Below are 19,462 nucleotides of genomic sequence, written 5' to 3' on the forward strand. Positions count from 1 at the left end.
CATGGCCGGATCCGTTCTCGCGCCCGCGCCTCCCGCCCCGGGCCCCAAAGCCCCCGCGGCCTCCCGGGGGCGGGTGCGCCGCGCGCTGTCCGAGCGCCGCACCCGCTTCGGGCTGCTCAACGCCGCCCCCGTGGTCATCTATCTGCTGGTGCTGTTCGTCTACCCGATCTTCAGCACCCTGCTCCTCAGCCTCAAGGGCGAGGACGGCGGCTGGACGCTGCACTGGTACGCGGACGCCCTCCAGGGCTCCAACCTGAAGGTCCTCCTCACCACCCTGCGGATCTCCGCCGAGACCTCGCTGCTCAGCCTCGTCATCGGCTTCCTGCTGGCCGCCGCCGTCTCCCGGCTCAAGCCACTGTGGGCAGGCCTGGTGATGATCATCGTCATCGTGCCGCACTTCATCAGCGCCCTGGTCCGCACCTACGGCTGGATCATCCTGCTCGGTGAACACGGCGTCATCAACAACGCCCTGACGGACCTGGACGTCCCGGGTGCTCCGTTCCAGATGCTCTACAACGAGCTCGGCGTGGTCATCGGCACCACCTCGGTGATGCTGCCCTACACCGTGCTGCTGCTGTACGCGGTCATGAAGGGCATCGACCGCCGGCTGCCGGCCGCAGCGGCCAGCATGGGCGCGGGCAGGCTGACGATCTTCCGCCGGATCTACCTGCCGATGGTCGCTCCCGGCCTGATCAACGCGGGCATCCTGTGCTTCATCCTCTGCCTCGGCTACTACCTGACCCCTGCCCTCATGGGTGGTCCGAAGCAGGCCATGGTGGCCTCGCTCATCAGCGAACAGGTGATGAAACAGAGCCAGTGGAACGGCGCTGCCGCGCTCGGCATCATCCTGCTGCTCCTGACCTTCGCGGGTCTGCTCCTGCTGCGGCTGATCAAGGCCGTGAGCGAGGCCGCGAAGAATCGAGGTATCTCGTGATCGCGCTGCGCTCGACACTGGCCGGGCGGATCTTCCTGACCGTCGCCTCCACGGTGATCCTGCTGTTCCTCGCCCTGCCCATCGTCCTTATCGTCGTCACCTCGTTCGGCAAGGACGCCTTCGGCGCCTTCCCGCCGGACTCCTGGACGCTGGGCTGGTACAAGGTGCTGTTCGCCGACGGCAGCAAGTGGCCGGCCGCGCTCTCCCTGAGCGCCCTGATCGCCTCACTGACCACCGTGTTCTCGCTCCTCCTGGGCATCACGGCGGCCACGGCACTGGTCCGTAGCAACCTGCCGCTGCGCTCGGCGGTGTACGGACTGGTCCTCGCCCCGCTGGTGATCCCCCAAGTGGTCATCGCCCTCGGCCTGTTCCTGCTCTTCGAGCCCGCCGCCATGCTCGGCAGCCCGATCGCCATCGCCCTCGGGCACACCGTGCTCGCCTCACCGATCGCCGTGATGATCCTCATGGCCACACTGAAGGGCATCGACGAACGGCTGGAGGACGCGGCGGCCAGCATGGGCGCCGGCCGTCTCACCGTCGCCCGGCGCATCACGCTCCCGCTGGCCATGCCCGGAATGATCGCCGCCGCGATCTTCTCCTTCATCACCAGTTTCGACGAGTTCTTCATCTCGCAGTTCCTGTCCTCCGTAGACACCACGACCCTGCCCGTCCAGGTGTTCAACGTCCTCCAGTTCGACGTCGACCCGTCCGTGACGGCCATCAGCGCGGTGCTCATCGCGATCGCCGTACTGGCCCTCGTCCTGGTCGCCGCCGTGCGCCGACTCGGCGGTGGCGGAAAGCAGGACGGTCTGCTGCCGACGGAGCCCGCGGTGGGCCTGTCCACCGGGAGTGAAACCTCATGACCACCAGCACCCGCACCCCGGCCGGTGAACTGTCCGCCACCGCGGCCAGACACCTGCTGCTCAACATGACCCCCAACGGCTCGCTCGGCCCGGCGGGCGAGAACCTCCTCGTCATCCGGCGGGGTGAGGGCCCGTACGTCGACGATGCCGACGGCAGGCGCTACATCGACGGCCTGTCCGGGCTGTACTGCTGCCAGCTCGGCTACTCCTACGGCCCCGACTTCGCCGAGGCGGCGGAGAAGCAACTGCGCGAGCTGTGCTACAGCCCGCTGTGGACCTCCTCCGCGCACCCGACGGCGATCGAACTCGCCGAGCGGCTGTCCCGGATCGCCCCCGTGGACATCGAGCACACCTTTTTCTCCAGCGGCGGCGCCGAAGCCGTCGAGACCGCCTGGAAGATCGCCCGCCGCTACCACGCGCTGCGCGGCGAACCGGGCCGCACCAAGGCCATCGCTCGGCGCGGCGCCTACCACGGACTGACCATCGGCACCCTCTCCCTCACCGACGACCCCGGCCTGACGGAGCCGTACGGCCCGCCGGCGATCGACACCCGGTTCGTGGCCAACACCAACCGCTTCGGTCTCGCACCGGAGTACGCGGACGACGGCCTGTACACGGCCCGGCTGCTCGTCGAGCTGGAGGACGCGATCCTGGCCGAAGGCCCGGAGACCGTCGCCATGCTCATCGCCGAGCCGGTGCAGAACCGGGGCGGCTGCATCACCCCGCCCCAGGGTTACTGGCAGGGTCTGCGGGCGCTGGCCGACCGGTACGGACTCCTGCTCGTCGCCGACGAGGTGATCACGGCCTTCGGCCGGCTCGGGGAGTGGTTCGGCGGGGACCGCTACGGCGCCCGCCCGGACATGGTCACCGTCGCCAAGGGCATCACCGCCGGTTACGCCCCCATGGGGGCAACCCTGGTCAGCAATCACGTCGTCGAGGTCATCAACCGGCCCGGCGCGGTCCTCAACCACGGCTACACCTTCGCCGGGCACCCGCTGAGCGCGGCCATCGCCCTGCGCAACCTGGAGATCATGGAGCGGGACCGGATCCTGGAGAACGTCCGTGACCTCCAAGGCCACTTGGCGGGCCGCATGGCATCCCTCGCGGACCTGCCGATCGTCGGCGACGTCCGGGGAGCCGGGTTCTTCTACGCCTGCGAACTCGTCGGCGACCACGAGGACGGCGGCTTCGGCGACACCGCCCGCGCCGACCTGATCGTCGACCTGATCCCGCGCCGGCTGCGCGAGGCCGGCCTCCTCGCCCGCGTCTACAACCGGTCCGCGCCACTGGTCCAGATCGCGCCCCCGCTGATCAGCGACCGGGCCCTTCTCGACCGTATCGCCGACATCCTCGCGGAGACCCTCGCCGAGGCGTCCGCCCGCATCTGATCCATGTTTCGGAAAGGAACGACATGTACTCCATCGGTCCGCTGACCGTCGCCCCCGGCGAGTGCGCCCAAGGCCTCATCCCGGTCGGCACCAGCAGCTACGGTGTGGAACTCGGCATCCCACTGATCGTCGTCAACGGCGCGCAGGACGGCCCGGTCCTGTGTGTGGACGCCGGCGTGCACGGCGACGAGTACGACGGCCAGGAAGCCGTCCGCCGCGTGGTCGCCGAGATCGACCCGGCCACCCTGCGCGGCACGCTCGTCGCCATCCCCTGCATGAACACCCCGGCCTTCGAGGCGGCGGCCCGCACCAGCGGCCTGGACCACCTCAACCTCAACCGCATCTTCCCCGGTGACGCGGACGGCTCGTACTCGCTGCGCCTGGCCGCCACCTTCGTCGAGCAGGTCGTCCCGGCCATCGACGCCCTGGTCGACCTGCACACCGGCGGCACGTTCGGTGAGATCGCCCCGCTGGTCATCCTTCAGGGCGGCTATGAGGAACTGGCGACGGAGATGGCCCTCGCGGCCGGCCACGAGCTGGTCTGGAAGGGCGGCAAATGGGGCGGCACGGTGCGCCATCCCACGCTCGCGGCGGGCAAGCCCGCCATCACCATCGAGGTCGGCGGCGGCACCTACCGCGAGGAGAACGTCGCCCTGCACATGCACTCCATCCGCAACATCCTCCGGCAACTCGGCATGATCGACGGTGCGGCGGAGTTGCGGGACACCTACACCACGGTCTCCGGCACTTTCGCCCGCTCCGACGCCGGCGGCTTCTTCGTCGGCCATGCCGAGCCGGGGGACACCTGCAAGGAAGGCGACCTGATCGCCCACATCGTCGACCACTACGGCAACACGCTGGAGGAGGTCCTCGCCCCGCAGGACGGCATCGTGCTCTGGGTCCGCCGGATCCGTACCGTCCGCCCCGGCGACGAGGTCGTCATCTTCGGCGAGGTGCAGGGAGAGATCCGGCCATGACCGGCGAACTGCGGTTGACCGAGCTGCTGATCGACGGCAAGCAGGTGCCCGCCGCCGACGGACGCTTCTTCACGGTCCTCGACCCGTCCGACGGTGCGGTCATCGCCCAGGTGGCGCTGGCCGGCAAGGCGGACGTGGACCAGGCGGTGGCGGCGGCCCGCTCGGCCCTCACCTCTCCCGAATGGGCCCGCATGCGCGCCGCCGACCGGGGCCGGGTCCTGTACCGGATCGCCGAGGCCATCCGCTACCAGGGCGAACGGCTGGCCCGCCTGGAGAGCCAGGACGTCGGCAAGCCGCTCCGCCAGGCCAAGGCCGATGTCGAGGCGGCGGCCCGCTACTTCGAGTTCTACGCGGGCGTCGCCGACAAGCTCGGCGGCACGACGATCCCTCTCGGGCCCGGCCTGATCGACTACACCGTCCGCGAGCCGATCGGTGTCTCCGGCCAGATCATCCCGTTCAACTACCCGCTGCAGAACACCGCGAGGGGCTCCGCCCCGGCGCTGGCGGCAGGGTGCACCGTGGTGCTCAAGCCGTCGCCGGAGGCACCGCTCACGCCGCTGGAGATCGGCAGGATCGCCCTGGAATGCGGTCTGCCGCCGGGCGTTCTGAACGTCGTCCCCGGTGACGGGGAGACGGGTGCGGCTCTCGCCGGGCACCCCGGGATCGACCAGGTCACCTTCACCGGCTCGGTGCCGACGGGCATCAAGGTCGCCCAGGCCGCCGCAGCCAACGTGGTGCCCTCCGTCACCGAGCTGGGTGGCAAGTCTCCGGTCGTCGTCTTCGCCGACGCCGACTTCGACCTGGCGCTGACCGCCGTCGCGGCCTCGGCCTTCGGCAACGCCGGCCAGACCTGCTCGGCCGGCACCCGGCTGCTGCTCCAGCGGGGCGCCGAGAAGTTCCTCGACAAGCTGGTCGCCCACGCCGCCTCCCTGCGCATCGGCCCGGGTCTCACCGACCCGGACATCGGCCCGCTCGTCGCCGGCAGGCAGCGCGACCGGGTGCTGGGCTACCTGGACCTGGCCCGGCAGGAGGGCGCGGTGGCGCGGGCCGGCGGCGGTGCGCCGTCCGATCCGGCCCTGGCCGACGGCTACTACGTCGAGCCGACCGTCCTCACCGGCCTGACCAACGACGCCCGGTGCGCCCGCGAGGAGATCTTCGGCCCCGTCGTCACCGTCATCGAGTTCGACGACACCGACGAGGCCCTGGACATCGCCAACGACAGCCCGTACGGCCTCGCGTCCTACGTCTGGACCCGCGACATCGACAAGGCGATGCGTCTGGCCGAGGGCATCCGGGCCGGCCAGGTCTACGTCAACGCCACCGGCGTCGGCACCGGCGTCGAACTCCCCTTCGGTGGCTACAAGCACAGCGGCTGGGGGCGGGAGAAGGGCCTAGCGGCCCTCGACAGCTACACGCAGACCAAGAACGTGTGCATCGGATTCGGGAGCCGGTCATGAGATACCGCACGCTCGGCGAGCGCGGTCCGGTTGTCTCAGTGGTCGGCGTCGGCGGCAACAACTTCGGCGCACGTCTGGACGAGGAGGGCACGAAGGCCGTCGTCCACGCGGCCCTCGACGCCGGGATCACTCTCTTCGACACGGCCGACATGTACGGCGGCTTCGGCGAACAGGGCGGCTCGCGCGGCGACGGCGAACGCCTTCTCGGCGCTGCCCTCAAGGGACGCCGGGACGACGTCGTCCTGGCGTCCAAGTTCGGTATGGAGATGGGGCCGGAGGCAGACCTCTACGGCCGACGCGGTGGCCGCTCCTACATCCGGTACGCCGTCGAGGCGTCGCTGCGCCGGCTCGGCACCGACCGGATCGACCTGTACCAGTACCACGAGCCGGACGGCGTCACCCCGCTGGAGGAGACCGTCGCCGCGCTCCGTGAACTGGTCGGCGAGGGCAAGATCGGTCACATCGGCTGCTCCAACCTCCCGCCCGAGCAGCTCACCGGCGCCTTCGTGTCGGTCCAGGCCCGCTACCACCTGCTCGACCGCGGCGTGGAGCAGGGCCTGATCCCGGCCTGCCTGCGCAACGGCGTCGGCCTGCTGCCGTACTACCCGCTGGCCAACGGCCTGCTCAGCGGAAAGTACCGGCGCGGAGAGGAGCCCCCGGCCGGCAGCCGTCTGTCCTGGCGGCAGGGCTGGCTCACCGACGCGGCCCTCGACAAGGCCGAGGCACTCACCGCGTACGGCGCCGCACGAGGACTCACCCTCCTCCAGGTCGCCGTGGGCGCGCTGGCCGCGCTCCCCGCCGTCGGCTCCGTCATCTGCGGCGCCATGACCCCCGAACAGGTCACCGCCAACGCGGCGGCGGCCGACTGGATCCCCGACCCGGCCGACCTGGCCGCACTCGACGCGATCGTCACCCCCGGCGAACGCGTCGTCTGACGTCACCGAATCCCCTTCGTCATCCGAATTGAGGCTGAACACCATGCGAGAGATCGTCACCTTCGACGCCTATGCGACCCTGATCAACTTCGAGCTCGGCCCCACGACCCTGAAGGTCCTCGAGGACCGGCTGGACCTGGACAACCTGGACGTCGACGAGTTCCTCGACGACTTCCGCGTCATGCGCTTCCAGGCCGTCCTGGAGGCGTACCGCCCCTACCACGAGATCCTGCACTCCAGCCTGCGCAACGCCATGCGGCTGCACGGCCTGGAGTACCGCGACTCCGACGGTGACGCCCTCGTCGAGGCCGTCCCCACCTTCGGCCCCTTCCCGGAGGTCCCGGACGCGCTGCGCGCCCTGAAGACCAAGTACGAGATCGCCATCATCTCCAACACCGACGACAACCTGATCGCGCGGAACGTGGAGAACATCGGGGTCGAGTTCGACTACGTCATCACCGCCCAGCAAGCCGGCGCCTACAAGCCGGACCGCCAGACCTTCGAGTACGCCTTCAAGACCATGGGCGTCGAGCCGTCGCAGGTCATCCACACCGCCCAGGGCTGGGAGTACGACCACATCCCGACCCGCGACCTCGGCCTGAAGCGCCGGGTGTGGATCAACCGCTACGGCCGCCCCGGCAGCGCCGACTACCAGCCCTACGACGAGCTGCCCGACCTGTCGGGCCTGCCGAAGCTGCTCGGCTGCTGACCGACGGCGCAACGGAAACAGACCGAGAACGCAGAGGACGCACGCCATGAAGCAGATCCCCTACTGGCTGGACACAGCCCCCGCCTTCCCCGACCGTTCCGGAAAGGACCTGCCCGACGAGGCGGACGTGGTGGTGATCGGCGGCGGTCTCACCGGCCTGTCCACCGCCTACCACGCCGCCCGCAAGGGCGCCCGGGTCGTCCTGGTCGAGAAGGACAAGGTGGGCTCGGGCGCCTCCGGGCGCAACGGCAGCATGTGTACCCAGGGCATCACCATCAGCCCGGCCGAGGCGCGCAAGCGCTACGGGCAGGAGCGGGCCCGTGAGCTGTACGACGCCTTCCGCGAGGCGGTCGACGTCGTCGAGGAGCTCACCCGCTCCGAGAACATCGACTGCGACTTCAACCGCTCCGGGCGCCTCGGCGCGGTCTGCAAGCCCGGGCACTTCGACGGCCTGCGGGCCAAGCAGCGCGACCTGGCCGACAACTTCGGCCACGAGACGGTCGTCCTGAGCAAGAGCGAACTGCGGGCCGAGCTCGGCACGGACTACTACCATGGTGCCCTGCTCGACCCGCTCAGCGCGGGCCTGCACGTGGGCAAGTTCGTCGGCGGCCTGGCGGACGCCGCCGAGCGGGCCGGCGCCGAGATCCACGAGCGCAACGCGGCCACCGGCCTCACCCGCCTCCCCGGCGGCGGTTTCCTGGTGGAGACCATGAACGGCACCATCCGTGCCAAGCAGGTCATGGCGGCGACGGACGCCTACACCGACAAGTCGATGCCATGGTTCCGCAAGCGACTGATCAACGTCGGCAGTTTCATCATCGTCACCGAGCCGCTGGGAGAGGCACGCGCCAAGGAACTCATCCCCAACGGCCGCCTGCTGGTCGCCCACAAGAACGTCGGCCACTACGTCCGCCTCACCCCGGACAACCGCCTCGCCTTCGGCGGCCGCGCCCGCTTCGCCCCCTCCGACCCGGCCTCCGACGTCAAGAGCGGCGACATCCTCAAGCGGGAGATGACGGAGATCTTCCCGCAGCTGGCCGGGACGCGGATCGACTACGTCTGGGGCGGCATGGTCGGTTTCTCCTGGGACCGCGTTCCGCACGCGGGTGACGTCGACGGCCTGTACTACTCCATGGGTTACTGCGGCCACGGCGTCCAGATGGCCACGTACATGGGCCGGGCCGTGGCCGAGATGATGGACGGCAAGCCGGACGCCAACCCCCTGCGCGGCTTCGGCTTCCCGAAGGTGCCCGTCCCCTTCTACAACGGCACCCCCTGGTTCCTGCCGTTCGGCGGCGCCTACTACAAGGCCAAGGACAAGCTGCTCTGAGCCGATGGCGATGCCGTTGCCGACGGCGTCGAAACCGCGGGGACTTCCCCAGCAAGGGTCCTGGGACGTCCCCGCGGCTCTCCGGTCTCGCGGCCTGTTGCCGCACCCACTCACGTCCACGCCTGAACCGCATCGAGGAAGGGCCCGTTCCGGAATGACCGCCGTCACCCGCAGTGAACACGATCTGCTTGGCGACCGTGACGTTCCCGTAGACGCGTACTGGGGTGTTCACACGCTGCGCGCCACGGAGAACTTCCCCATCTCGGGCATGACCATCTCCGCCTACCCGCACCTGATCGACGCGCTCGCCGCGGTCAAGGAGGCCGCCGCCCTCGCCAACGAGGAGCTCGGCCTGCTGGAGCCGAGGAAGGCCGCCGCGATCGTCGAGGCCTGCCGGGAGATACGCGAGGGCAAGCTCCATGACCAGTTCGTCGTCGACGTCATCCAGGGCGGAGCCGGCACCTCGACGAACATGAACGCCAACGAGGTCGTCGCCAACAGGGCGTTGGAGCTGCTGGGCCACGAAAAGGGCCAGTACCAGTACGTGCACCCCAACGAGGACGTCAACCTCGGCCAGTCCACCAACGACGTCTACCCGACCGCCGTCAAGGTCGCGACGGTCTTCGCGGTGCACGGGCTGCTCAAGGCGATGGCCGTACTGCAGGACTCCTTCGCCCACAAGGCCGTCGAGTTCCGCGAGGTCCTCAAGATGGGCCGTACACAGTTGCAGGACGCGGTGCCGATGACGCTCGGCCAGGAATTCTCCGCATACGCCGTCATGCTCGAAGAGGACCGCAGCCGACTCGCGGAGGCGGTCGAGCTGATCCACGAGATCAACCTGGGCGCCACCGCCATCGGCACCGGCCTCAACGCCCCCGCCGGATACGCCGAGTCCGCGCGCCGCCACCTCTCCGCGATCACCGGGCTGCCGCTGGTCACCGCCGCCAACCTGGTCGAGGCCACCCAGGACTGCGGCGCGTTCGTCCAGATGTCCGGCGTGCTCAAGCGGATCGCCGTCAAGCTCTCCAAGAGCTGCAACGACCTGCGGCTGCTCTCCTCGGGACCGCGTGCCGGCCTGAACGAGATCAACCTGCCGCCGGTGCAGGCCGGTTCGTCCATCATGCCCGGCAAGGTCAATCCGGTGATCCCCGAGGTCGTCAACCAGGTCGCCTTCGAGGTGATCGGCAACGACGTCACCATCACCATGGCCGCCGAGGCCGGACAGCTCCAGCTCAACGCCTTCGAACCGATCATCCTGCACTCCCTCTCGGAGTCCATCACCCACCTGCGCAACGCCTGCCTCACCCTCGCCGAACGCTGCGTCGACGGCATCACCGCCAACACCGAGGCGCTGCGCGCGAGCGTGGAGAACTCCATCGGCCTGGTCACCGCCCTCAACCCGCACATCGGCTACACCGCGGCCACCGACATCGCCAAAGAGGCCCTCGCCAGCGGCCGGGGCGTCGCCGAACTCGTCCTGGAGAAGGGCCTGTTGCCGGCCGAGACCCTCGCCGACCTGCTGCGCCCCGAGGTCGTGGCCGGCCGGAGCCGGGCCCTGACCTGACATGCCCGGCGTACCGGCCCGGCGGGCAACAGGCGGTTTCGTCGGGGTGGTGAGCCGTGACCGGTGCCGCGGCTACCAACCTCTCAAGCTCACGAAAGGAAATGGCATGTCCCTTCTGAAGACCATCGACACCAATCCCTCCTCCGCTCCGCACGAGTCCGCCCCGCTCCCGGAACGCCTGATCTCCGGCAACCCCGCCTTCAAGACCTGGGCCCAGGACGTCGCCCGCGGGGAGATGATCCGTACGGGCGTCTGGGAAGCGACGCCCGGCGAGACGCGCTCGATCAAGGGCGAGACCTTCGAGTTCTGCCACATCCTCTCCGGCATCGTCGAACTCACGCCGGAAGGCGGCGAACCGGCGGTCTACAAGGCAGGCGACAGCTTTGTCATGAAGCCGGGCTTCGTCGGTGTCTGGAAGACCATTGAAACCGTGCGCAAGGTCTACGTGATCGTGACGTGATGCTGATGCCGCGCGACGCGGCCGTAGCCCGCCCGGTTCGATGCGGCGGGGCTGGAAACGGAGCGAACCTACTCCGCCACCACGCTGGCCCCCGACCCTGCACGGCAGTCGGCGGTGAGGCCAGGGCAGTGCGATGCCGTCCAGCTTGCCGGCTTGTGCGTCGTCGACCAGGTTGGTGAACTGGTCGAAGCTCATCTGAACGCGCGACGCCGGCTACGTCCTGACCTGCCAGGCCTACCCGGTCTCCGAGATGGTGACCGTTGACTACGACAGCTGAGGCGACGATGACCCTCGTTTCGAAGTCGCCCGGTCATGGGCACGCTGCGCCGGGACCGACAGCACATGAACACGCTGGACACCGCCGCACAGGACCGGCGAAAGGAGCTCGTCGAGCATGAACTGCGTCTTCTACGTAGGTATTGAAGGCGGTCGCCGCAACGTTTCGCTGGACAAGGCCCGCTCTCGCTGACGCATGGGGTGTCGACGTGGGAGAATACTTCGCCGATCTTGTCAGTTGCTCGGTGATCCAGAGCCGCCCACCAGGTGACGGGACTACCTACCGAGGTAGCCTGGCTGTTCGCTCCGGGTGAGTGGCGCCGACGTAGCGCATGGCGGTCTGCTCGGTGATACCGAACAGGCGCATCAGCCTGAGCGGGTCGGCGCTTTCGGCTGCTTCGTCGAGGATGCGGTCTTGTCTCAGGCCGCCCGGTGTCAGCCCGCGGGGAAGGGCTCCGCTCAGGGTGCCGATGCTGATGGGCGGGTGGTCGGGGTCGGCCGCGGTCTTCTGGCTGACGAGCAGGTGGGGGTTGGATGAGGCCGACCAGCGCTGGTGACGGTAGGTCGTCCAGTCGGCTGCGTCGCGGCAACGAGTGGCTCGCGAGCGTGGAGGTCGCGGCGGTGACCCCGGCCACCAGCGATGCTGCGGAACGGCCGGAGAGAGAGGAGCGGACCCCCTCAACGACGGTGCCTCCGCAGTACTGCTCGGAGCCCGGTGCGAAGGGTGTCCAGGACAGGCCTCGTCGCGCGGCGCACCCGTGCCGGGTGCGGTAGGGCCGTCGGGCTCCGTTCGATCGCGAGACCCACACCGGAGGAAACCCGGCCCGCGGTCCACGCCGGACCGGGTCACACGCGTCTCCCGCCACAGCACCGAGCGACCTGCGTTCTTCCCTCGTCGAAAAGGGCTCGGCGTGCGCTCCCGCAGGGGCGGAACCGACTCCGGACGCGTCCGACAGCACACCAACCACTCAGGAAACGGCGAACCGGAGAACACCAAGCGGCTGGGCGTACACAGCAAGCGCCGCGAGATCGCCTCCATGGACGCGGGGCAGTTGCCCATCGGCGTGAACCGCGCCGGTCATCCACGAGGCCGTCGTCACGCCGCCGTTCGGGGCTCCGACCAGCGGATCGAGCGTCATGTCGATCACGCCGGGCGAAACCCCGAGCAGTCGATCCAGCACCCTGTCGCTCCCACGCCACCAGCGTCGGCCGGTCAGGACTGACGGTGAATCACCGGCTCAGGTTCTCGAACAGCACCATGCCGGCCGCCGTGTTGGACGCGGGTACGTGGTAGGTCTCGTGCACGCGTCGGATCCGTGGTCCCAACGCACCGCGCATGATCAGCCACATGATGAGTTCGATGCCCTCGGAGCCGGCTTCGCGGATGTACTGCTCGCGCGTCAGTGCGGCCAACTGCACAGGGTCGTGCTCGATGGCGTCCAGGAACATTCGGTCGAAGTCCTGGTTGATCAGTCCCGCGCGGGCGCCCGCGAGTTGGTGGGACATGCCGCCCGTACCGAAGACGGCGACTTTGAGGTCCTCGGGGAAGGACCGGATCGCCTCGCCGAGCGCGCGGCCGAGGGCCAGGCACCGTGCGGCGGTCGGCTGTGGGTACTGGATGACGTTCACCAGGAGGGGCACCACCGCGCAGGGCCAGCGTTCGCCGGGGTCGGGGCAGTACACCGACAGGGGAACGGTCAGGCCGTGGTCGACGTCCAGTTCCTGATAGACGGTGAGGTCGAACGAGGCATCGATCAGGCTCTTGACGAGGTGGTCGGAGAACTCGGGAGCGCCCGTGACAGCGGGCACCGGGCGGCTGCCCCATCCCTCGTCGGCCACCCGGTACGACTCCGCCGTCCCGAGCGCGAAGGTCGGGGTGACGCTCAGGTCGACGGCGTTGGCGTGGTCGTTGTAGACGACGACCGCGATGTCGGGCGTGTGCCGGGCCATCCACTCCCGGGCCGGCGCGTATCCGTCGAACAGCGGCTTCCAGTAGGGGTCCTCGGTCTTCCCGCGGTCCATGGCCGCCCCGATCGACGGCACGTGCGAGGTGGCCAGACCCCATATCACCTCAGCCAAAGCTCCGCCCTCCCGCTTTGAGTGCCTGCGCGAACTCCTCGGTGGTCATGCCGGTGAACACCCCGCCGAGGTACTGCATGGATCTCTGGTCGACCATGGCGAGCTTGAAGACGTAGAAGATGGAGCCGCCCAGCTCCATCATCCGGTTCCAGTCCCGTCGCAGGACGGCGTCCCGCTGCTGGGCCGTGAGTCCGTATGTCTCGCAGTACGCCGCTTCGTCGGCTTTGAACTTCTCCCGGTTCTCGGCCTTCTTGAGGGAACCGCAGAGCCGGTTGAGCGCCCGGGCGCGTCGGCTTTCCGCGGCGTCGAAGACGTAGGTGCCTGGGACCTGGGGTGTGATGCCGGTCATTCGTTCCTCTCCTCTCCCGTGGTGTCGCCGGTCAGTGCAGGAGTCCGCCGCCGTCGCAGACGAGTGTCTGGCCGGTGACCATGACCGCGTCGGGGGACGCGAGATAGGAGACGAGCCCCGCGAAGTGCTCCGGGGTGACGAACTCCTCGATCGCCTGTCGGCGCATGGTCGCGGCGAACACCTCGTCGTCGGAGTGCGCCCGGGTGCCCGGAGTGGCCACCTGCGCGGGTGCCACCGCGTTGACGGTGATCCGGTGCTCGCCCAGCTCGCGGGCCATCACCCGGGTCATGCCGATGAGTGCGCCCTTGCTGGCCACGTAGGCGATCTGGCCAGGTGCTCCCGTGAAGAAGGTGCGGGACGCGACATTGATCACCCGCCCTCGGTACGGGCTTGCGCTCAGCCAGGGCACGCAGGCCTGCACCATGAGTAGCGGGCCGACGGCGTTGACGGCGAAGAATCGGTGCAGTTCCTCCGGGGTCGTCTCCAGCAGTGGTGCCCGGCCGGAGAGCAGTCCGGCGTTGTTGACGAGTACATCGATACGGCCACCGCCGTACGTTTCGGCGATCTCCGTCACGGCCTGGCGGGTCGCGGCCGGATCTGTGACGTCGCAACGCCAGGCCCGGACACCCGGAGTCGCGTCCGTGTTGTCGGGTTCGGCGATGTCCAGGGCGGCGACCGTGAATCCGTCCTCGGCCAGTCTGCGGGCGACGGCGAGCCCAAGGCCACCGGCGGCACCTGTGACCACCGCGACCCGTGGGCTCCGACCGTCAGGACCGACGGTCACGGCGCCTTCTCCTGCGGATGGGTGGCGAGTGCCTCGACGGTGATGTCCATCCATTTCCACATGGGCAGGGAGACCAGAGCGTCGTGCAGTTCCGCCGGATCGGCTGCTTCGTACAGGCCGATGGTCGCGTTGCGGCCCGGAACCCGCCACAGCCGCTTGAGGATTCCCGACTTCCTGAGCTGCATGGCCCGTTCGCGCTCGCCCTTGCGCAGGGACTCGCGTACGTCGTCGGGGGTGTCCGGGGGCAGTATGTTCTCGGTACGGACGAGGAATTCCATGGGGGCGTTCCTTCACGGTCAGGCTGCCGCGATCTCCAGCAGCAGTTCGGCCAGTCGGCCGGGGGCGGTGACCATGGCCTCGTGGCCGGTGGCGATCTCGTGGACCGGCCAGCTACGGGCGGCGGCCCGCTCGGCGTGCGGGGTGAACACCCGCATCCAGTCGGTGCACTCGATGAAGGTGCCGGGAACCTGGTCGGCCTTCCCGGTGAGACGGAGGGGTTCGGTGTAGGTCAGCCAGGGGTGTGGGGTCAGCCGGGGGCCGAGCCAGTCCAGGTCCGACTGTTCTTTGACACCCAGCACACTCAGCGAGCGCACCGGGATGAGCCAGCCGAAGCCGGGGTCGGCCACGGACTCCCGGTAGTGCCCGGCGATGCGTTCGGGAAGGAGGTCGATCGCCGCGTCTGCGTCGTCGCCGACGAAGGCGTCGAGGTGCACGCGCCGGGCCAGCCGGTCGGGGATCCGGTCCGCGACCCCGGTGACGACCTGGCCGGCGTAACTGTGCCCGACGAGGACGACGTCCCGGGCGTCGTGGGCCTCGATCAGCGCCACGACGTCCTGGATGTGGGTGCTGAGCCCGACCTGCGGGCTGAGCAGATGGGCACGGTCGCTCACTCCGGTCAGCGTGGGGGAGTGCACTTCGTGCCCGGCCGCACGCAGCAGCGGTGTGACGTGCTGCCATACCCATCCGCCGTGCCAGGCTCCGTGGAGCAGTACGAAGACGGGGCGGCCGCTCATACGGACGCCCTGCTGTGAGGGATGCGGGCGTCCTGCTGCGCGCGCTGTTCGCGGGCGAGCATCTTCGCCACCGCACGGCGTCCGCGGAGGGCGGCGAGGTCGGACTTGATGCTGGACTCGGCGGTGCCGCCCGGATCGGTGGCGTACATGATCTCCTGCGCCTCCAGGGCGTCGACGTCCTCCTGCATCACGGCGAGTTGCTGCTCGTGCTGGAACTTCGTGAGCTCCTGGTCGTCGATGAGGTAGTCGCGGCCCAGTGCGTAGAAGTCGTGCGTCTCGTTGCCGCGCCCCGGCGTCATCCCGTACAGCACCTTCATGTGGAAGCCGTCCGGCTCCTCGGTGCCGGTGGCCGCGACGCGGATGTTGAGGACGAAGATGCCCGGCGGGTAGAAGTCGCCGTCCTGCCAGCGGTCCACAGGAGAGGTCAGCCCGCAGGACTTCTCGTAGAACGGAGGGGCCTCGATGCCGATCATGCGTCGGCTGAAGCCGACCCGGTCGCCGTCCACGGTCACGTCGATCGGGGTCGCGGCGACGGCGGCGTTGCCGATGCTCGTCGGATGCAGGAACGTCTCATGGGTGAGGTCGAGCAGGTTCTCCAGGAGCAGCATGTGCCGTGCCTTCAGCGGGACGACGCCGTGCACATGGGTCCAGCTCGGGTCGGTCAGCCACGAGGTGTCGGGCAGCAGGCTCTCGTCGGCCAGTTCGGGGTCCCCGGGCCAGATCCATATGGCACCGTCCCGCTCGACCAGGGGAAACCGGCGCAGTGCCGCCTTGGGCCGGTCGGCCTGCTCGGCGACCCCGACGCACACGCCCTGGCCGTTGAAGCGGTAGCCGTGGTAGTCGCACTGGAGGGTTCCCTCGTCGTCCAAGTGGCCCAGGGACAACGGGTACTTGCGGTGGGGGCAGCGGTCCTCGACGGCCGTGACGGTCTGGTCGGGCAGCCGGTAGAAGCAGACCGGGATGTCGGTGATCCAGCGCTGCTTGAGGGTTCGGCCGATCTCGTCGGACCAGGCTCCCAGGTACCAGCCGTTGCGCACGTGCTGTGTCAATGTCATCGCGGTCCTTTCTTCGGCGTCGGCCGTCCGGCTCGGGCGTGTGCCGGGTCGGTGATGGGTACTGAGGTGTGCCGGTCCGCTTGCGACCGACAGGGCGCTGTCCGGACCGAGTCGGGGGTGTCAGAGATCCAGGACGAGGCGTCCGCCGCGCGCCCGGGAGACGCAGATCAGCATCGTGTCGTTCGCGGCGCGCTCGTCCTCGGTGAGCAGTGAGTCGCGGTGGTCGACCTCGCCCTCCAGGACGGAGGTCTCGCACGAGCCGCAGATGCCTTCCTCGCACGAGGACAGGACAGGGACGCCCGCCTGCTCCACGGCCTTGAGGACCGACAGGCCGGGCGGCACGGTCACCGTGGTCCCGGACGCCCGCAGTTCCACCTCGATCGGCTGCTCGGCCGTGTCGTCGGCGGGCTGCCGGACGGCCGCCGCGGCGAACCGCTCGATGTTCAGCGCACCGGTCGGCCAGTCGGCGCAGTGCGCTTCGACCGCGTCGATGAGCCCTGCGGGGCCGCAGCAGTACACCAGGGTGGACGGGTCGGGATCACCGAGGAAGCCGGCGAGGTCGAGCAGTCCGTGCTTGTCCTGCGGCCGCACTGTCACGCGCTCGCCGTGGCCCTCCAGTTCGGGCAGGAACGCCATGGAGGAGCCTGTGCGGCCACCGTAGAGCAGGGACCACTCGGCCATGGCGGCATCGGCCTCGGCGATCATCGGGAGCAAGGGGGTGATGCCGATGCCGCCGCCGACGAACAGGTATCGGGTGGCGGGCCGCAGCGGGAAGTTGTTGCGCGGGCCGCGCACCCGAAGTTCGCCGCCCTCCTCGACGTGGTCGTGGATCCACTGCGATCCGCCGCGCCCGTCGGGCTCCCGGAGCACCGCGACACGCCAATGAGCCGTGTCTCCCACCGGGCCGCACAGCGAGTACTGCCGGGTGGCGCCCGTGGGCAGGACGACGTCGATGTGCGCGCCCGGCTGCCAGACCGGCAGCGGTTCGCCCGAGCTCGCCGCGAGCTCCAGCGACACGACGTCGTCCGCCACCGCCTGCCGGGCCAGCACCGTGACGGTGCCTTCGAACTCGGTGCCGCGCCGGGTCCCGGACGGCGTTCCGGCCGCGGCGGAACCGAGAGGGCGCGTGTCCGGGGCGGTGGCTGATGGGCTCGTCACGTTCGTCATCTCCTCGGTACGGTCGGCAGGGCGGGCCGCCCGGTGTCGGTGGCGGCACGATCGACGCTAGCCACCGCAGGATGCCCAGGTCATCGCTCGAATGACCGGACCGGGGCGGCGTATGGTCGTGGCCCGGACTACGTCATCCGTCGCGCGGGCCGGGCATGTCGTCGTCCCTGCCTGCCTGCGGGGCCTGGTCGAGGTGGATCCGCACCTGGCGGTCGTCCTCGTTCCAGAGGGCTTCCACGACGGCGTGCAGCCGTTCGACGTCGGTGCGCCACATCACCACGCCGTAACGGTCGTCGCGTGTGAGCGCGTCCTCGGGGACGGCCTCGGCCAACAGACTCCGGGGATCGTACGTTCTGGCCGTTCCGTGCACCCTGTCGGTTTCGTCCGTGAACTGCACGTACAGGGACGTGTCGAGGAAGGGAACCCAGACGTGTGTGGCCTCGCGGGCACCCGTCGCGTTGTGCGCCGTCATGCCAGGACATCCGTCGTTTGCGGGTAGAGCCGCACGTACGCCTCACCCATGGTCCCGTGTGCGAGGCCGAGGTTGGGTCCGGCGTTGCGCTTCAGCTGAACGCCGCGCCGCTTGGCGAGGTCGGTGTAGTAGTCCCACATGTGCTGCTGTGCGGCCAGGCACTCCATGGCCTTGCGCTTCTTGTCGAAGACGGGGGTGATGTCCAGCAGGACGTTCGGCTTGAAGTCGCACTGCTCCGGCTGGTGCGGCTCGAAGAAGAACACCGGGGGAGCGCCGAGCGGTTCACCGGGCGCGTCGTAACCGACCGCCTGGGCGAGCACGCGTGCCTGGAGCGCCATGCGGGCGGCGGCCGGATGGTCGCCGTTGTAGGGGTCCGTGAGGGTGTGGGTGAGGACGACCGCGGGATCCACCTCCCGGTACACGTGCACGACGCGGTCCACCAACTCCTGGGTCTCCAGCAGCGGGTAGTCCCCGGCGTCCAGGAACTCGATCTCCGCACCCAGCGCGGCCGCGGCGTTCGTGGCCTCGGTGCGGCGGAGTTCCTTGATCTCGTCCAGGCGCAGACCGTCCCGCCAGGCACGGGCGGACTCGCCGCGCTCGCCGAAGCTCAGGCACAGCACCTTCGCGCGCTGACCGCGTTCGGCGGCCAAGGCGATGGCGCCGCCGGCCCGCCAGACGAAGTCGCCCGCGTGCGCGCTGATCACCAGCAGCGCGCCTTCGGACGTAGTGGAGGTGTCGTGGCTCATCAGGACTCCTTGGGTCGAGTGGGGTGGGTGGTGGCGTGGGTGGGGCAGGGGCCCGGATGTGGGCCGGAGACGGCCGGAGTGGCGCTGGGCGTGCCGAGTGGGAGATCTCGGGTGTCCGCCGAAGTCCCGTGCCCTGACACGGACTTGACAGGTACGTGGCGGCTGACACCAGCCCTGAGCAGCCCGGAGGAGACATGCCCGACCGCCACGTCGTCGTGAGGAACATCGCCCGGCCCGCCGTCGACGTCGTCGCCCGGCTCGCCGAGGCGGGGGTGTCCACGGTCCACGAAGCCATCGGCCGCCGCGGCTTCGCGGGGACCGGCCTGCTGCCGACTCAGTGGAACGTGCGCGTGGCGGTGACGGTCAGCTCCCACCCGGGGGACAACCTGATGATCCTCGCCGCCGTAGAGGTCTGCCGGCCCGGGGACGTCCTCGTGGTGACCACCACCTCGCCGTCCACGAACGGCATGTTCGGCGAACTGCTGGCGACGTCCCTGGCCACCCGGGGCGTCATCGGCCTGGTCACGGGAGCCGGTGTCCGCGACACCGCCGAGCTGCGGGACATGGGCTTCCACATCTGGGCCCGGGCGGTGTCCGCCCAGGGCACGGTGAAGGCGTCCCCGGGATCGGTCAACGTGCCCGTGACACTCGGCGGGGTGACCGTTTCCCCTGGTGATGTCGTCGTCGCAGACGACGACGGCGTGGTCGTGGTGCCCCTCGCGGAGGCGGAGGAGGCGGCCGAGCTCGCGGAGAAGCGGATCGCCAAGAAGGCGGCCACCCGCGAGGTCCTGCGCTCCGGGACTCTGGGCGTCCACCACTACAAACTGCGCGCCAAGCTCGCCGACCTGGGTGTCGTCTATCAGGACTGACCGCACGCCCGCGCCCCCGCTGTGCCGCCGGAGCC

Annotated in this window: 21 protein-coding genes; 11 read left to right on the top strand and 10 right to left on the bottom strand. The window is 69.6% G+C overall.

What is annotated here, in order from left to right; translation table 11 throughout:
* Nucleotide 1 precedes the first annotated feature (1 nt).
* From OG622_RS46145 to OG622_RS46190, 10 genes are all read left to right on the top strand, one after another.
* On the top strand, nt 2–934 hold the full coding sequence (locus tag OG622_RS46145) for an ABC transporter permease (protein ID WP_371583071.1): 933 nt from the start codon (nt 2–4) through the stop codon (nt 932–934).
* Nucleotides 931–1,797 carry an ABC transporter permease gene (locus OG622_RS46150; protein WP_371583072.1) on the top strand — a complete coding sequence of 289 codons (867 nt, stop codon included), beginning with the start codon at nt 931–933 and terminating at the stop codon, nt 1,795–1,797. The genes OG622_RS46145 and OG622_RS46150 overlap by 4 nt, the downstream gene beginning before the upstream one ends.
* On the top strand, nt 1,794–3,185 hold the full coding sequence (locus OG622_RS46155) for an aminotransferase class III-fold pyridoxal phosphate-dependent enzyme (protein ID WP_371583073.1): 1,392 nt from the start codon (nt 1,794–1,796) through the stop codon (nt 3,183–3,185). The genes OG622_RS46150 and OG622_RS46155 overlap by 4 nt, the downstream gene beginning before the upstream one ends.
* Before the next feature lie 23 nt (nt 3,186–3,208).
* Entirely contained in the window at nt 3,209–4,162 is a 954-nt protein-coding gene (locus OG622_RS46160) for a succinylglutamate desuccinylase/aspartoacylase family protein (RefSeq protein ID WP_371583074.1), read from the top strand.
* Nucleotides 4,159–5,619 carry an aldehyde dehydrogenase gene (locus OG622_RS46165; RefSeq protein ID WP_371583075.1) on the top strand — a complete coding sequence of 487 codons (1,461 nt, stop codon included), beginning with the start codon at nt 4,159–4,161 and terminating at the stop codon, nt 5,617–5,619. The genes OG622_RS46160 and OG622_RS46165 overlap by 4 nt, the downstream gene beginning before the upstream one ends.
* Nucleotides 5,616–6,554, top strand: a complete 939-nt coding sequence (locus OG622_RS46170; protein WP_371583076.1) for an aldo/keto reductase — start codon at nt 5,616–5,618, stop codon at nt 6,552–6,554. The genes OG622_RS46165 and OG622_RS46170 overlap by 4 nt, the downstream gene beginning before the upstream one ends.
* A 43-nt stretch (nt 6,555–6,597) precedes the next feature.
* Complete coding sequence (locus tag OG622_RS46175; protein WP_371583077.1) at nt 6,598–7,263, top strand: haloacid dehalogenase type II; 666 nt, start codon at nt 6,598–6,600, stop codon at nt 7,261–7,263.
* Between the two features lie 46 nt (nt 7,264–7,309).
* A complete protein-coding gene (locus OG622_RS46180; protein ID WP_371583079.1) occupies nt 7,310–8,593 on the top strand; it encodes an NAD(P)/FAD-dependent oxidoreductase in 1,284 nt (427 codons plus the stop codon).
* A 154-nt stretch (nt 8,594–8,747) separates the two neighbouring features.
* A complete protein-coding gene (gene aspA / locus OG622_RS46185; protein WP_371583080.1) occupies nt 8,748–10,157 on the top strand; it encodes an aspartate ammonia-lyase in 1,410 nt (469 codons plus the stop codon).
* Between the two features lie 106 nt (nt 10,158–10,263).
* Nucleotides 10,264–10,617 (top strand): cupin domain-containing protein, encoded by a 354-nt coding sequence (locus OG622_RS46190; protein WP_371583081.1) that lies wholly within the window; start codon nt 10,264–10,266, stop codon nt 10,615–10,617.
* Between the two features lie 1,244 nt (nt 10,618–11,861).
* On the opposite strand, the gene OG622_RS46195 is transcribed toward OG622_RS46190, so the two are convergent.
* The 10 genes from OG622_RS46195 to OG622_RS46240 all read right to left on the bottom strand — a co-directional run bounded on the left by OG622_RS46195 (nt 11,862) and on the right by OG622_RS46240 (nt 18,558).
* Nucleotides 11,862–12,074 carry a hypothetical protein gene (locus tag OG622_RS46195; protein WP_371583082.1) on the bottom strand — a complete coding sequence of 71 codons (213 nt, stop codon included), beginning with the start codon at nt 12,072–12,074 and terminating at the stop codon, nt 11,862–11,864.
* Nucleotides 12,075–12,123: 49 nt separating this feature from the next.
* Nucleotides 12,124–12,963, bottom strand: coding sequence for a class III extradiol dioxygenase subunit beta (locus OG622_RS46200; protein WP_371584431.1), 840 nt, complete (start codon nt 12,961–12,963; stop codon nt 12,124–12,126).
* Between the two features lies 1 nt (nt 12,964).
* Nucleotides 12,965–13,321: a protocatechuate 4,5-dioxygenase subunit alpha gene (gene ligA / locus OG622_RS46205; protein ID WP_371583084.1), complete on the bottom strand. Its 357-nt coding sequence runs from the start codon at nt 13,319–13,321 to the stop codon at nt 12,965–12,967.
* A gap of 31 nt (nt 13,322–13,352) precedes the next feature.
* Nucleotides 13,353–14,105: an SDR family NAD(P)-dependent oxidoreductase gene (locus OG622_RS46210; RefSeq protein WP_371583086.1), complete on the bottom strand. Its 753-nt coding sequence runs from the start codon at nt 14,103–14,105 to the stop codon at nt 13,353–13,355.
* The gene (locus tag OG622_RS46215; protein ID WP_371583088.1) at nt 14,102–14,383 is read right to left on the bottom strand and encodes a muconolactone Delta-isomerase family protein; all 282 of its coding nucleotides are present in this window, start codon (nt 14,381–14,383) and stop codon (nt 14,102–14,104) included. The genes OG622_RS46210 and OG622_RS46215 overlap by 4 nt, the downstream gene beginning before the upstream one ends.
* A gap of 18 nt (nt 14,384–14,401) precedes the next feature.
* On the bottom strand, nt 14,402–15,118 hold the full coding sequence (locus OG622_RS46220) for an alpha/beta fold hydrolase (RefSeq protein WP_371583089.1): 717 nt from the start codon (nt 15,116–15,118) through the stop codon (nt 14,402–14,404).
* On the bottom strand, nt 15,115–16,173 hold the full coding sequence (locus OG622_RS46225) for a Rieske 2Fe-2S domain-containing protein (RefSeq protein WP_371583091.1): 1,059 nt from the start codon (nt 16,171–16,173) through the stop codon (nt 15,115–15,117). Before OG622_RS46225 ends, OG622_RS46220 begins: the two co-directional genes overlap by 4 nt.
* A 120-nt stretch (nt 16,174–16,293) precedes the next feature.
* Nucleotides 16,294–17,331 (bottom strand): 2Fe-2S iron-sulfur cluster-binding protein, encoded by a 1,038-nt coding sequence (locus tag OG622_RS46230; protein WP_371583092.1) that lies wholly within the window; start codon nt 17,329–17,331, stop codon nt 16,294–16,296.
* Nucleotides 17,332–17,473: 142 nt separating this feature from the next.
* On the bottom strand, nt 17,474–17,812 hold the full coding sequence (locus OG622_RS46235) for a hypothetical protein (RefSeq protein WP_371583094.1): 339 nt from the start codon (nt 17,810–17,812) through the stop codon (nt 17,474–17,476).
* Nucleotides 17,809–18,558, bottom strand: coding sequence for a PIG-L deacetylase family protein (locus OG622_RS46240; protein WP_371583096.1), 750 nt, complete (start codon nt 18,556–18,558; stop codon nt 17,809–17,811). The genes OG622_RS46235 and OG622_RS46240 overlap by 4 nt, the downstream gene beginning before the upstream one ends.
* 194 nt (nt 18,559–18,752) lie before the next feature.
* Here OG622_RS46240 and OG622_RS46245 point away from each other — a divergent pair, with 194 nt between their 5' ends.
* Nucleotides 18,753–19,427, top strand: coding sequence for a 4-carboxy-4-hydroxy-2-oxoadipate aldolase/oxaloacetate decarboxylase (locus OG622_RS46245; protein ID WP_371583097.1), 675 nt, complete (start codon nt 18,753–18,755; stop codon nt 19,425–19,427).
* Nucleotides 19,428–19,462 lie beyond the last annotated feature (35 nt).

It is taken from the genome of Streptomyces sp. NBC_01314 (genome assembly GCF_041435215.1).
In the GTDB taxonomy this organism is placed as follows: Bacteria; Actinomycetota; Actinomycetes; order Streptomycetales; family Streptomycetaceae; genus Streptomyces.